The sequence below is a fragment of the Pseudomonas sp. GD03875 genome (assembly GCF_029840585.1).
In the GTDB taxonomy this organism is placed as follows: domain Bacteria; phylum Pseudomonadota; class Gammaproteobacteria; order Pseudomonadales; family Pseudomonadaceae; genus Aquipseudomonas; species Aquipseudomonas paralcaligenes.
In genome coordinates this window covers 126,233-139,785 of the sequence record NZ_JAOCCV010000003.1, presented here as the reverse complement: position 1 = coordinate 139,785, position 13,553 = coordinate 126,233, and the positions used below count along the sequence as shown (strand labels likewise).

Sequence of the window (13,553 nt, the reverse complement as noted above, 5' to 3'; positions counted from 1 at the left end):
AAGCCGAATTGTTGCGGCTGGTCCGTTCGGGTGAAATCCGCGCACTTGGATATGGCTCTAGCGGGATGCGACGGCCAGCTTTAGCTTGCAGGGAGGCGAGCGGATGAACAGAGTACTTAACGTCACTACGGTGTTCGGTGACGATGCGCTGCGCTTTTCGACCCTGAACGGCCACGAGGAAATCTCCCGGCTGTTCGACATGACGCTGGTCATGAAGAGCGAGCAGAAGGGCCTGGACCCCCAGGCCATCCTGGGCACCCCGGTGACGGTGGAGATCGAGCTGGCCGGCGGTGCGCGGCGCCACATCAACGGCCAGTGCGAGCAATTCGCCCTGGTCGGCAAGGAAGGCCGCCACTACCTCTACCAGGCCCGGCTCAAGCCCTGGCTGTGGTACGGCACGCGCCGCAGCGACTACCGCATCTTCCAGAACATGACCGCGCCGGACATGGTCAAGCAGGTGCTGGGCAACTACCCGTTCCCGACCCGCTTCATGCTCACCCGCAGCTACCGCGTGTGGGAATACTGCGTGCAGTACCGCGAGAGCGATACCCAGTTCGTGATGCGCATGCTGGAGAACGAGGGCATCTGGTTCTGGTTCGAGCACAGCTCCGGCGAGCACGTGATGGTCATCAGCGACGACATCGGGTTGTGCAAACCCTATCCCGGCTACGCCAGCATTCCCTACTTCGACCCGGACGTGACCTACCCGGACGAGGACCACATCGACACCTGGTCCTCCGGTGGCGCGGTCAAGCCGGGGCAGTACATGTCCCACGACTACAACTTCACCATGCCGCGCTCGGACCTGGCGGTGCGCCGCGACCAGTCGCCCGGGCATGCCCACGGCAGCTACGAGATCTTCGACTACCCCGGCGGCTACACCAACCTGGGCGAGGGCGAGGCCTACGCCCGGGTGCGGGTCGAGGAACTGCAGAGCGCGCACCTGCGCGGCCAGGCGACGGGGAGGGCACGGGGATTGGCGCCGGGCTACCTGTTCACCCTGGAGCGCCACCCCAGCGCGAGCCAGAACCGGGAATACCTGGTGGTGGCGGCGCACTACCAGTTCAGCGACAACGACTACGAGGCGGCCAGCGGATCGAGCAGCCATGTGCTGCGCATCCGGGTCGAGACGCACCCGTCGGACCAGCCGTTCCGCGCCCAGCGGCTGACGCCCCGGCCGCAGACCATGGGCCCGGACACGGCAACGGTGACGGGGCCGAAGGGCCAGGAGATCTACACCGACGAATACGGTCGGGTGAAAGTGTCGTTCCCGTGGAACCGCTACTGCAGCAAGGACGAGAACAGCTCCTGCTGGATACGCGTGTCGCACCCGTGGGCGGGGTCGAGCTTCGGCGGCATCCACCTGCCGCGGATCGGCCAGGAAGTGCTGGTCGACTACCTGAACGGCGACCCGGACCGTCCGGTGATCACCAGCCGGCTGTACAACGCCTTCCAGATGCCGCCGTGGCAACTGCCGGCCAATGCCACCCAGTCGGGCATCCTGACCCGGTCGAGCCTGGGCGGTGGCTACGAGAACGCCAACGCGCTGCGCTTCGAGGACCGCAAGGGCGAGGAACAGCTGTGGATCCATGCCGAGAAGAACCAGGACATCGAAGTCGAGAACGACGAGACGCACTGGGTGGGCAACGACCGCAGCAAGACCATCGACCGCGACGAGACCAGCCACATCAAGCGCGACCGGACGGAGACGGTGGACCGTGACGAGACGATCACGGTGCACGGCAACCGCAAGGAAGAAGTGGACGGCAACGAGACCATCGACATCCACCAGAACCGGACGGAGACGGTGGATGGCAACGAGAAGGTGACGATCCACAAGAATCGCACGAAGAAGGTGGACAAGAACGAGAGCGATCGTATCGGCAAGAACTGGTCGACGAGAGTTGGCAAGAACAAGACCGAGACCATCGGCATGACCTACCTGCAGAACGTCGGGCTGGGGCGGATGGAGAACGTCGGGCTGGGATACAGCCTGAACGTGGGCATGATGATGAACACCCTGGTCGGGATGAGCGAGAGCAGCCGGATCGGCAAGGACAAGAGCACCAGCGTCGGCAAGCAGTACAGCGTGAAAGTGGGGGGCGGCTCGTCCGGGATTGCCGGCATGGCGGCAATGCCCATGAACATCGTCGCCCCCTCATCGCCGGCAGCCGCTCAGGGCGGTTCCAGCCTCACCATGAATGGCGACAGCATCACCTTGCAGGTGGGGCCTTCCAAGGTGGTGATCACCGCCAAGGGCATCTTCGTCGATGGCCCGGAGCTTCACTTCAAGGCGGCCAAGACCTTCAATGCCGATGCGCCGGACGACATCCACCTCAACAGCGGAACGGCCAGCAGTGCGCCGGACATGGTCGAGGCGGAGAGCAGCCCGCTCGACAGCATCATGAAGCCCGGGAGCTGCTTCTGATGGTCGACAACCAGAGCGGTTTTCCGCACTTGTTGTTCGAGAAGAGAGGTTACCGCGGCAAGCCATTCGATGTGCTGGTGGTCCGTGGCACCTTCGATTTCTCCAGCAACGGCAATCCCATGCCCAGGGCGGCCAGGCAGGAACCGATCCAGTACGGCGACAGCTTGATCGGCCCGGCTGCGCACGACCCCATCCGGGCCTTGCTCAAGACCGACGGCGACCTGCTGCTGGGCAAGCCGGCAACCGACATCCACATGACCGGCCAGGCCTGTTGCGAGGAGGGGAAGACCCTGCGGGACTGGGTCATGGGCTTGCGGATCGGGCGGACCGAGAAATTCCTGCACCTGCTCGGGCCCCGGCGCTTCGAAAAAACACCGCTTGGCTGGCGGTCGAGCACCTCCGAACGCACCGACCGTGTTGCCCTCGACTACCGCCAGGCTTTCGGCGGCGTCTTCTCGGTCAAGGATGCGAATGACCGCTGGCAGCATCTCTACAAGCCGGACAATCCGGTCGGCTGTGGCTGGCTGCCCGATGATACGGACCTGGAACGCTTGGAAAAGACCGAGCGCCGAGCGATGGAGAAGCAGATCGGCCACATACGGTCCCTGCCCGCGCCTCAGATCGGGGATGCACAGAAACCCATTGCCAGCCCGTACAGCCGCCATCCGGTAGAGGGCACCGGCCCTATCGCACGCTGGTGGGAGCCCCGCCTGGCCTTGGCGGGCACCTTCGACGCCGACTGGCGGGCGCAGCAGCATCCCGCGATACCCGACGACTTCGACATGCGCTTCTACCAGAGCGCCCATCCCGACCTGATCTATCCCGGCTACCTCGAAGGCGACGAAGAACTCGCGCTTCTGGGCTGCCTGGCCGAAGGACGGACCCACATGCGCCTGCCGGCGCTCGGCATCCTGCTGGCCGTGGCCAAGCGCGAGGGGCCCACCACGCTGACCTGGCCGAGGCTGGACACCCTGGCGCTCGACCTCGATACACGCCGGGCCAGCCTGACCTGGCGCTTGCCGTTCGGACGGGACAACCCAGTCCGGCGCATCGGTATCGCGGCCATCGGCATGGATGCCTGGCGGCGCACGGTAGGGCAGGAGGCCCCACATGTCTGATTCATCCTCAACCGGTGGCTCGGGAGTCGTCGAGCTAGGACCTCTTTACATCACCGACTACGAGCTTCCTGAGGGAGAACCCACACCTTTGGCTCCGGTCGGTCCGGAAAAACACGTCGCCGAGGAAACCACGGAGTGGCTGGCCGTGTGCAGCTACCCCGACAGCTGCATGGTCGGCGACAAGGTGGTGCCGTTCGACAGCTGCGCCTTGCTCGACCAGCAAGTTCTGGCCTCACCGGATGTGAAGGCACGTGGCAACTGCGTATACCGCCAGGGCGATATGTTCAAGGGCGTGCTGGGCGATGCCGGCGCCCATGTGGTCAGCGAGACCTCCCTGGGGGACGGCCACGTGCTGATCCTCGAAGGACACAACAAGGTCAAGGTCAACAACATCCCGGTGGCCTGCCATGACGGCCCGTGCATGATCAACACCAATGCCATGGGCATGGGGGGCACGCCGGGCCGGCTACTCACCGAGATCAGCATTCCCGGCACATCGTCCGTACCGACGGGGCCGAGCAGCAGTGCGCGGCTGGAGCAGCTGAAAGGGCTGCAGGAGAAGTTGGGGCGCGGCCAGTTCGATCTCGACAAGCTGGACGAATACGTCCAGTTCGGTGAGCTGAACGACATCATCGATGGCATCCAGGGTACCGAGGGAACCTGGACGGACTACCTGGCCCAGGGTACGCGGGGCGTGCTCAAGTTCGGCACGGGCATCGGCGAAGGTGCCTACGAGCTGGTCAAGCTGGGCGGGAAACTGATACAGCGCAGTCCTCTGCAGAATTTCGTCGATGGCGCGGTCCTGGCGGAGAACATGCGCCTGGGCAATGTCACGGCAGGCAGCATCGGCAGCCAGGCGCTGGAAACGGGCAAGGCGATCATCGTGCCGCCGGAGGCCCAGGAGGCTTGGCAGAAAGGCGCCACGACCGAAGCCGCGGTGCATACCGTGCTCAATGTCGGCACATTGGTGGGCGGTCTGGCGAAGAGTGCCGGTGGTCTGTTTCGCAGAACGCCGAAGGTGGAGCCCATTCCCCCGAAGGTGCCGGAGCCGCCACCACCGGCTGCCATGCCAGAGCCTACTCCGCCGCCGCGCGTACCCGAACAGCCGTCGTCGTCCCAGGGTGTGAAGGTCAAGCAGGAAGCGCCAGCCAACAAGGCCAACGGCAAGTCCGATGGACCATGCCCTACCTGTATCCCTCTCCAGGTGGGACCGCCCGTTTACGTGCTGACAGGCGCCAAGGTGCTCAACGGCGCGAGCGATCTCGACTTCGTGCTTGAAGCACCTCTGCCTCTGGTCTGGCAGCGCTCCTACCTGTCCAGCAATGCTCATGTCGGTTGGTTGGGACAGGGATGGAGCCTGCCTATCGATTTTCGTCTGGAGGTTCAGGAAGAGCGTATCGACTTCGTCGACATGTACGGGCGCCGCACCCACTTTCCGACGCTGGCGGTGGGCGAGCACTTCTTCTCCAAATACGAACATTCCACCCTGCAACGCAACCAGCGCAACCAGTACGAAGTGGTTGAGCCGGATGGTTTGCGCCTGATCTTCGGCCTGGGTCCGCTCGATCGGGCCCGTCATGAGGTCGAGGAGGACGTACACGGAAACCTGCCGCCGCAGGCCCAGACCCTTTACCTGCTGGGGATGATCGACCCCAACCATAACCATCTGCGACTGCATTACAGCGACGATGGGCTGCCGCGACACATCGATACCAGCAGTGGCCGGCGCGTCGGCTTCATCTTCGACCGTACCCGCGTCGGGCCACGCCTGACCCATGTGGTGGAGCTGCTTGGCGAACCCGATGGAAGAGGCCACTACTCGCGCGAGCAGCAGCAGTGGCTGGTCGAGTATCGTTACAGCGCCGAAGGCGATCTGATCGAGGTCCGCGATGGTGACGGCCAGCTTGGTCGTACCTTCGCCTGGCGCAACCACATGATGGTCGAACACACGGAGCCGGGCGGCCTGGTCGCGAGATATCAGTGGGACCAGTTCGATCCCAAGGGCCGAGTATTGCGCAGCTCCACGGCACAGGGGCAGTCTTGGACCTTCGACTACGATGAAGTCGCCGGCTGTACCCGTGTCACCGACGCCAGCGGAAGAGAAGAGCGCTTCTTGTATGACAAGGACAAGAAGCTGATCGGCCTGGTCGACGCAGCGGGTGGCAAAACACATTACGAGCGTGATGCCTATGGCAACCTGATCGCGCTTATCGACCCGGCCGGCAGGGTCACCCGTCGCCAGTATGACGATCGCGGCAATCTGCTCGGCATAACCCAGCCCGACGGCGCACGCTACCAGCTGCGCTGGCATGAGCGCTGGCGCAAACCGGTGGCCGTCAGCGACCCCTTGGGGCGGACCACCCATTATCGTTACGACGAGCGCGGCAACCTGATCGCCGTTACCGAGCCCAACGGCGCGGTTACCGAATACCAGTTGGACGGGCGTGGCCTGCCTACGACCATCCTCGATGCGCGTGGCGGCCGCAAGCACCTGGAGCACGATGCGCAGGGGCGCCTGCTGGCCTACACCGACTGCTCCGGTAACCGCACCCAATACAGCTACGACGCCCAAGGCCGCCTGGCGAGCGTGACCGATGCTCTGGGCCACAACACCCAGTACGGCTACGCGCGCATTAACCGCCGCGACCGGCTGAACAGCATCCGCCACGCCGACGGTGCCATCGAACGCTTCGCCTACGACCCGCTGGGCCGCCTCATCGCCCACCATGACCCGCTGGGGCGGGTGACGCGCTATCAGCTGGATACCGAAGGCCGGCCGCTGCAGCGCATCGATGCCCTCGGCCACAGCCTCCGCTATGAATACGATGTGCATGGCCGGCTGGTCCGTCTGCACAACGAGAACAATGCGATCTACCGCTTCGCCTGGGATGCACTGGACCGACTGGTGGCCGAGCAGGGTTTCGACGGGCGACGCATCGACTATCGCTACGATGCCACCGGGCAACTGCTGGAAAGTGTCGATGGCGTGCCGGCGAGCAGTGCTCATCTCGGCAGAAGCACGGGGGCGCTGCTACGCACCCGCTACCAGCGGGACGCCATGGGCCGCCTGCTGGACAAGTTCAGCTACAAGCCGGGGACCGATGGCAAACCTCAGCTGGCTCACAGCCGCTACCACTACGATGCCGCCGGTCAACTGGTCCGTGCCCGCAATCGCCAGGCCCGGGTGGAGTTGTTCTACAACCAGGCCGGCCAACTGGCCCGCGAAGTGCTCTACAGCCGGGGCGGGCAACGCAGCGAGCTGAGCCACGCCTACGACCTGCTGGGCAACCGGGAAACCACCACGCTGCCCGATGGCCGCCAGCTCAACACCCTGACCTACGGCAGCGGTCACGTACACCAGATCAACCTCGACTTCGAGGTGATCTGCGACTTCGAGCGCGACGCCCTGCACCGCGAAACGGGCCGTACCCAGGGCGCCTTGTATACGCACTCCGAACTCGACCCGCTGGGGCGCCTGCTGCGCAGCCAGGCCAGCCTGCAGCGGCAGGCCACCAATCCCCAGGTTGGCCCAGGGCTCGATACAAGCGAGTCGAGCCAGGGCCAGCGCATCGCCCGCCGCTACCAGTACGACCTGGCCGGGCAACTGCTGGGCATTGACGACCGCCGCAACGGCTCGACCCGCTACGGCTACGACGCTCTGGGGCGCCTGCTCAGCGCCCAGGCGCCCCAGGTCAGCGAAGTGTTCGCCTTCGACCCGGCCCACAACCTGATGCAGCCCGAGGAGGCCCAGCGGCAAGAGACACGACTCAAGCAGACCACCTGGAGCGAGGAGGAGTGGTCGGCCTACGTGCAGGCCAACCTGGCCAACCCCGACTTCAACCCGCTGCTCACACCGGCAGAGGCCCAGGCTGACCCCAGCACCTGGGGCGAAAACAAACCCAACCGCCTGCGAGTGTGGGAAGAACATCGCTATGCCTACGACGCCTGGGGTAACTGCATCGAGAAGAAGTCCGGTCCGCATACCGAGCGACAGTTCCAGTGGGATGCCGAGCACCAGTTGAGCCGGGTCAGCGTTACCCGCCGACAGGAGCGCTTCACCCATACCGAGCATTGGGGCTACGACTACGATCCATTCGGACGACGCATCGCCAAATACCGACTCGATCCACACAACGAAAAGCGCAGCCGTCCCTGGCTGGACGACGAAACCACTCACTATGGATGGGACGGTAACCGTCTGTTGCTGGAGCGACAGGGCGACAAGCAGCAGCTTTACATCTATCAGCCGCGTAGTTTTGTTCCATTGGCGATGGTGCGTAGTGAGGGCGCGCAGACAAAAACTCAAGGATTGCCACCGGAATATCAAACCCTCAAAGAGCAATATCCCGAACAGTGGGATTCGACACTCGACAAGCTGCCGCGCAAGGTCGCGGCCACGATCCGGCAATTTGAGCATCCGAAAAATCTCAACAAGAGCCCGGTAGAAATCCTCTACTACCACACTGACCACCTCGGTACACCGAGGGAGTTGACGGACCGCGACGGCCACATCGTCTGGTCCGCAACCTACAAGGCGTGGGGCAACGCGGCGAAGATTGAACGATCTGGACGACTGATCACGGATGCCCGAGGGAATGTTCAGGTCCAGCGGCGGGAGGAACAGACCGAGCCCGTCGAGCAGAACCTGAGATTCCAAGGGCAGTATTACGATCAAGAAACAGAGCTGCACTGCAACCGGTTCAGGTATTACGACCCCGATTGTGGGCGATTTTTGAGCCAGGACCCGATTGGGTTGCTAGGTGGTTTAAATAACTATCAGTACGCACCCAATCCGGTAGTATGGATTGATCCGCTGGGCCTATGTAAATGCCCGGGGGATAGTACAGCAGGGGGAATAAAAATTGAGTCAGGTGCAGTGCCTGATTCAAATGAGATACGTGCAGGGCAGGGCTTGTCTGATATTGGTTATGATGTAACTCATCAGGCAACTGCATCAGCTAAAGGGGTTCAAGGGCAGCGCACTGCTGATTTATATGTTAATGGAATTGGGTCTGTTGATGTTTATACGCCACAGAACATTTCCCCTAACAGTATAGTTAGAGCTATAGAGAAGAAAGCGAATCAAGCTGGGGGAGTTCTAGTGCAGGCTGACCTTTCTAGTGTTGATATGTCCTCCGTTGCAGCTCGCATGTGGGGAAAAACTAATGCACAGAACATAAGAACCATATTCTTCCAAAAGCCTGATGGGTCGATTGTTCGCTTTGATCGACCATCTGGAGGTGGTTAATTATGCCAAAATACACCTGTGCATGCGGCTATGTTATGACCCTTTCTCAGGGGTGGTCGGATTATGAGCTAACTCTTATTCCTGAGTCAGTCATTGAGGTTGTTGGGGGAAGAATAGATAGCGAAGATAAGCTGTCGTCTGACCAGTTTTATGAAGCTGTCAATGAGGCGTCCATTACAGTCTATCGATGTCCGAAATGTAAAAGGCTACATTTGGAGGAAAGGCCTAACTTATTCACTATTTATGTTGTTGAGCAGGCGGTTTTATAGTTAGGTGAAATCTATACGGCTGATTACGAATATCCAGGGTAATGTCTAGGTTCAGCGGTGGGAGCAGCAGGCCGAGCCCGTCGAGCAGAGTCTGAGACTCCAAAGTATTACGGTCAGGAAACGGAGCTGTGCTACAACCGCTTCAGGTATTGCGATCCAGACTGTGGGCGATTCGTGAGTCAGGATCCGATTGGGTTGCTAGGTGGTTTAAATAACTATCAGTACGCGCCCAATCCGGTAGGATGGATTGATCCGCTAGGGCTATGTAGATGTCCAGGGGATGGGGCAAAAGGTGATGGTTTTGCCGGAGAACTCACTGGTATTACCCAGAGACAACTTGATAAGAAGTTCAAGCACGCTTCTAATTTTGGTGTCGTAACAACGAAGAAAACCCTGAAACGCTTGCTCAGTTTGAGTCGGCAATCAAGACCCATATGAGCTCTGCGTCTGCCGTGCAGCAAGGTACGTATGGTTTTGTAAAGGACTCGAAGGTTTTCTTTAATACGGCAACGAATAATGAGGTCGTTGTTGATGGTGCGGGGGATTTTGTTACAGGCTTCAAGCTTTCCCCAGGAACTCAGCAATATGAAAATTTTATCAAGAATGGTGTTCTACGATGAGTGTTCTTCTTTTGCGATTTGCAAAGTCATTTGCAGTGGGGCGGCTATCTGCTGTGGTGTTTTCTGAGGCATATATTGAGCTTTGGAAAATCGCGAGAGATAAAGGGCTTCTTTTTGCAGATGCGCCGGTATTGAGTGAGTGTTTGTCTAGCATATTCTGTGCGGCAGATATGTATTGTGGTGATGATGAGTTACGAGAAGAGTATGAATTCAATGATGAGCAGCTAAGGTCGGAGGTTTTTAGGGTTTTGCAAGTGGTAGAGTCTAATTAGATGGGGCAAAAGGAACTGGAGCTGGAACTGGAACTGTTGCTGAAGCGGCTATTCAAGTTCCTGGACGTGTTCAGTCACGCGTTAACTTGATAACCGGTGACAAGAGTACGGGTTGGGAGCACGTTGTAAGTCGTCACTTCAATCCAGAAGTAAATGCAAGCCAATTCACTATAGGGCAGGCTGAGCTTCGCACTTTGCTTCAAATATAAGGCATGGGGTAACACGGCGAAGATCGAGAGGCCCAGAAGGCTGATCACCGGTACTCAAGGCAACGTCCAGATCCAACGCTGGGAGGAGCAGGAAACTCCGGTCGAGCAGAATATAAGATTCCTGGGACAGTACTACGATCAGGAAACTGGGCTGCACTACAACCGGTTCAGGTATTACGATCCTGACTGCGGGCGGTTTGTGAGTCAGGATCCGATTGGGTTGCAAGGGGGGGCAATAACTATCGTTACGCGCCGAATCCGGTGGAGTGGGTTGACCCACTCGGGCTATGCACATGCCCAGTAGGTGGAGCTGTAGATCATGTAGATATTCTTTCTCCTGACTCTAAACAACATATATTGTATGGTGATAAGCCTGGAAGTGGCGGCCATATGCGGCCGGGACAGTCAGGAAAGACAGTTTTTCCCCAAGACTGGTCGGCAGATAAAGTAGTTCATGAGGTTGGCGATATTGCTGCGTCTCCTGGCACCAAATGGTACGCTCAAACGGGAACTGGTGGAATATATACAGTTAAGTGTGATCCAGCCAAATGGGTTGCTTATGAAGTTCGGGATGGAGTTCGTATCCGTGTTGTTTATCAGTCGGCTACAGGTAAGCTGATTACGGCGTTTCCCGATAATGCGCCTGCTTCACTATATAAGCCTATATGATAGAGATGCTTATATATTCTGATCGTGTTTTAAAATTTGGATTGCTCTTTCAGGGAAGGCTAGAGTCCATGCTGCTTCGGGGGGCGTTAGAGTATATTGATTGCAATGAGGAGAGTTTGGCTTTTGAGGTCCTGTGTGATCATATCTGCGAATATGATTTTCGCTATAAGTAATGATGAGTATGAAGAGGCAGTTCAATTGGCTTTGGATATGGGGTTTGATTTGCAATCAGGTCCATTCAAGCATCTAAAAAATCTGAGATCTTGAATAATCAGCTCTTCAGCGGTCAACGCAGCCAAGGGAGAGGTTTCTATGAAATATCCTTGTCCGTGTTGTGAGTATCTGACGTTTTATGAGGAACCATGTGGGAGTTTTGAAATCTGCCCAGTTTGTTGTTGGGAGGATGATAACGTGCAGAATGAAGATCCTAGCTGTAGTGGTGGCGCTAATGGCGTTAGCTTGAATGAGGGTAAAGAAAATTTTGCTAGGTACGGAGCGATTAAAAAGGAATTTTCTAATAGAGTTAGAAGGCCGTTGGCAAAAGAAATTCCATCATAAGTGAATTGTAGGGTTGTTGTCTCAGTACGGCAGTTTGAGTAGTTGAAAAGGCCCGGCAAAAGCTAGGTATAAATCTCTGTTATCACACTAACCAGTTGAGCAAATATGGTGGGGAGAATCTTCCATCTTCCAGAAATATTGGAATTTTAGATGGGGTGAGAAGTGTTATGAATGGCGCTTGGTTAGGGCCATTTTTGAAAGGGTATACTTTAGAGTATTCAGAATTTGCTAATGGTGATTTCGGTGATCTTGAAAGAATAGAGATAGAGGGGGAGTAAGCTAGGGGCAGTAGAGTTTTGATCTAAAGGCTGGATTGGTATTGATGTGTATGACTGTGTCCTTGATAACCAGATTATGAATGTGCTACTTTCTCCAGAAGAAGCAGAATCTGCCCATGACATTTGAGGATCTTGTTAGGGTTTTGACGAGAGATTAATTATGTGGGGGATTTTCAGATTATGTAGTTCAAGAGATAAAAATGCAAATCTGTTGAAAGCAGGGCGACAAGCAGCAGCTTTAAATCTATCAGTCGCATAGTTTTGTGCGGCTGGCGATGGTGCGGTGCGCTATGGTGCTGTTGAAGATGTGGTTAGAAGTTCTGAGTCTGCTGGTCCAGATCGCCTGCCGCCACGTAGGAGATGAATTTCATGGGTTGTATAGTGGAGGTTATTTCAGGTTATTTAAATTTGTCAGAGGCTTTGTTAAGGCGATTTCAGGTTTTGGCGGGTGAAACAAATCTGATGCAGGCATGGAGATGTGGACGACTTGCCAAGTCTGGAAGGCTTTTAGATGTTTATTACGAATTTCATGGGGGTGGTGCTTATATTAACGGGGAGGAGGGGGAGGTTGAAATTGATTTTTGCCCCGATGGTCAATTTGGTGGGTTTGATTCTTGGCGGCTATGGCAGTTTATAAGATCATCGAATAATCATGTCGGATTTGAGGATGAGACGGCGGTAAGGCTAGCTTTAGAAGAAAGTCTAGGGAAAGGTTTCTTGGTTAAGGTTCCCAATACGAATCTTTATAAGCTCTCTGGTGAGAGGGGGTATAGTGGGATACCTAGGTCAGCGTCATCCTCGGCAGAGGCACTTCATCATCTGGCGGGGTGAATTGATTTGCTAGGGTTATGCAAGTGTCCAGAAGGGAATATGGCAAAAACTGTCTGATGCCCTAGCTGGGTACGTCTGGCTTCCGCATCTTCATGAGCATACCCGTTGCAAGGATTTGCGCTGATCCCCGGCTGTTCGCCGGGCCTGCCCAAGAGTTACGGCGGGAAAAGGGTCAAGTCCCATTTCACGGCTCTGGCCATCCAGCTTGTGGCGAAAGGTCCAGCTCAGGTCTCCACTTTTCGATACCTGAAAATAGAGCCCGTGACCGTCATTGGTCTTTCCTTGAGGCGTCTTTAGCCTGCGACTCCACTGTCTTGCTCGTCAGCTTGCCCATAGCTTCTCCACCTGACCTGCACCGTGGAGCGGGATTTTGCTAGGCGGTCGTGGATGCTTGTGGATGGACGCCCTATTTATCTAGGTCTCGTGGACCTTTTGAGATTCCTTGGGAAATAAAAAAGGCCGACTTGTGGTCGGCCTTTCAGGGGGTGGTATTGGCTTACTTCTGGTAAGCCGCAACCGCCTTCAGAATGGCTTCGCGAGCGGCGTCGGCATTGCCCCAGCCCTCGACCTTGACCCACTTGCCCTTCTCCAGATCCTTGTAGTTCTCGAAGAAGTGCTTGATCTGCTCCAGCAGCAGCGCCGGCAGGTCGGTGTATTCCTGTACGTCTTTGTAGAGCACGCTCAGCTTGTCGTGCGGGACGGCGACCAGCTTGGCGTCGCCGCCGGCTTCGTCGGTCATGTTCAGCACGCCGACCGGGCGGCAGCGGATGACGGAGCCCGGGGCCACCGGGTAGGGGGTCACGACCAGCACGTCCAGGGGGTCGCCGTCGTCGGCCAGGGTATTCGGGATGAAGCCGTAGTTGGCCGGGTAGAACATCGGGGTGGCCATGAAGCGGTCGACGAACAGGCAGTCGGTGTCGTGATCGATTTCGTACTTGATCGGCGCGTGGTTGGCCGGGATCTCGATGGCGACGTAGATGTCGTTGGGTACGTCCTTGCCGGCCGGGACTTTGCTGTAGCTCATGGGCGACTCCCTGGGGGTGGTCCAAAAAA

10 protein-coding genes and 1 pseudogene are annotated in these 13,553 nt (G+C 57.8%); 9 read left to right on the top strand and 2 right to left on the bottom strand.

Translation table 11 applies throughout. The annotated features are described in order from the left end of the window. The first annotated feature begins 103 nt into the window (after nucleotides 1-103). The 9 genes from tssI (at nucleotide 104) to N5D30_RS03575 (ending at nucleotide 12,500) form a co-directional block, all read left to right on the top strand. Entirely contained in the window at nucleotides 104-2,428 is a 2,325-nt protein-coding gene (gene tssI / locus N5D30_RS03615; RefSeq protein WP_279907691.1) for a type VI secretion system tip protein TssI/VgrG, read from the top strand. Next, the gene (locus N5D30_RS03610; protein WP_279907689.1) at nucleotides 2,428-3,546 is read left to right on the top strand and encodes a DUF2169 domain-containing protein; all 1,119 of its coding nucleotides are present in this window, start codon (nucleotides 2,428-2,430) and stop codon (nucleotides 3,544-3,546) included. Before tssI ends, N5D30_RS03610 begins: the two co-directional genes overlap by 1 nt. Continuing rightward, nucleotides 3,539-8,794 (top strand): RHS repeat-associated core domain-containing protein, encoded by a 5,256-nt coding sequence (locus N5D30_RS03605; RefSeq protein ID WP_279907688.1) that lies wholly within the window; start codon nucleotides 3,539-3,541, stop codon nucleotides 8,792-8,794. Before N5D30_RS03610 ends, N5D30_RS03605 begins: the two co-directional genes overlap by 8 nt. Nucleotides 8,795-9,120: 326 nt before the next feature. After that, nucleotides 9,121-9,501, top strand: a complete 381-nt coding sequence (locus tag N5D30_RS03600) for an RHS repeat-associated core domain-containing protein (RefSeq protein ID WP_279907687.1) — start codon at nucleotides 9,121-9,123, stop codon at nucleotides 9,499-9,501. Further along, nucleotides 9,498-9,683: a colicin D domain-containing protein gene (locus tag N5D30_RS03595; protein WP_279907686.1), complete on the top strand. Its 186-nt coding sequence runs from the start codon at nucleotides 9,498-9,500 to the stop codon at nucleotides 9,681-9,683. Before N5D30_RS03600 ends, N5D30_RS03595 begins: the two co-directional genes overlap by 4 nt. Beyond that, entirely contained in the window at nucleotides 9,680-9,955 is a 276-nt protein-coding gene (locus tag N5D30_RS03590; protein ID WP_279907685.1) for a colicin immunity domain-containing protein, read from the top strand. The genes N5D30_RS03595 and N5D30_RS03590 overlap by 4 nt, the downstream gene beginning before the upstream one ends. Nucleotides 9,956-10,135: 180 nt before the next feature. After that, complete coding sequence (locus N5D30_RS03585; protein ID WP_347881216.1) at nucleotides 10,136-10,468, top strand: RHS repeat-associated core domain-containing protein; 333 nt, start codon at nucleotides 10,136-10,138, stop codon at nucleotides 10,466-10,468. A gap of 677 nt (nucleotides 10,469-11,145) precedes the next feature. After that, nucleotides 11,146-11,391, top strand: a complete 246-nt coding sequence (locus tag N5D30_RS03580; RefSeq protein ID WP_279907684.1) for a CPCC family cysteine-rich protein — start codon at nucleotides 11,146-11,148, stop codon at nucleotides 11,389-11,391. 647 nt (nucleotides 11,392-12,038) lie between these two features. After that, entirely contained in the window at nucleotides 12,039-12,500 is a 462-nt protein-coding gene (locus tag N5D30_RS03575; RefSeq protein ID WP_279907683.1) for a hypothetical protein, read from the top strand. A gap of 90 nt (nucleotides 12,501-12,590) precedes the next feature. On the opposite strand, the pseudogene N5D30_RS26105 reads toward N5D30_RS03575, so the two are convergent. Both N5D30_RS26105 and ppa read right to left on the bottom strand, forming a co-directional pair. Next, a pseudogene (locus N5D30_RS26105) lies at nucleotides 12,591-12,734 on the bottom strand (Arm DNA-binding domain-containing protein); the annotation flags it as partial. Nucleotides 12,735-12,996: 262 nt separating this feature from the next. After that, the gene (gene ppa, locus N5D30_RS03565) at nucleotides 12,997-13,524 is read right to left on the bottom strand and encodes an inorganic diphosphatase (RefSeq protein WP_220811867.1); all 528 of its coding nucleotides are present in this window, start codon (nucleotides 13,522-13,524) and stop codon (nucleotides 12,997-12,999) included. Nucleotides 13,525-13,553 lie beyond the last annotated feature (29 nt).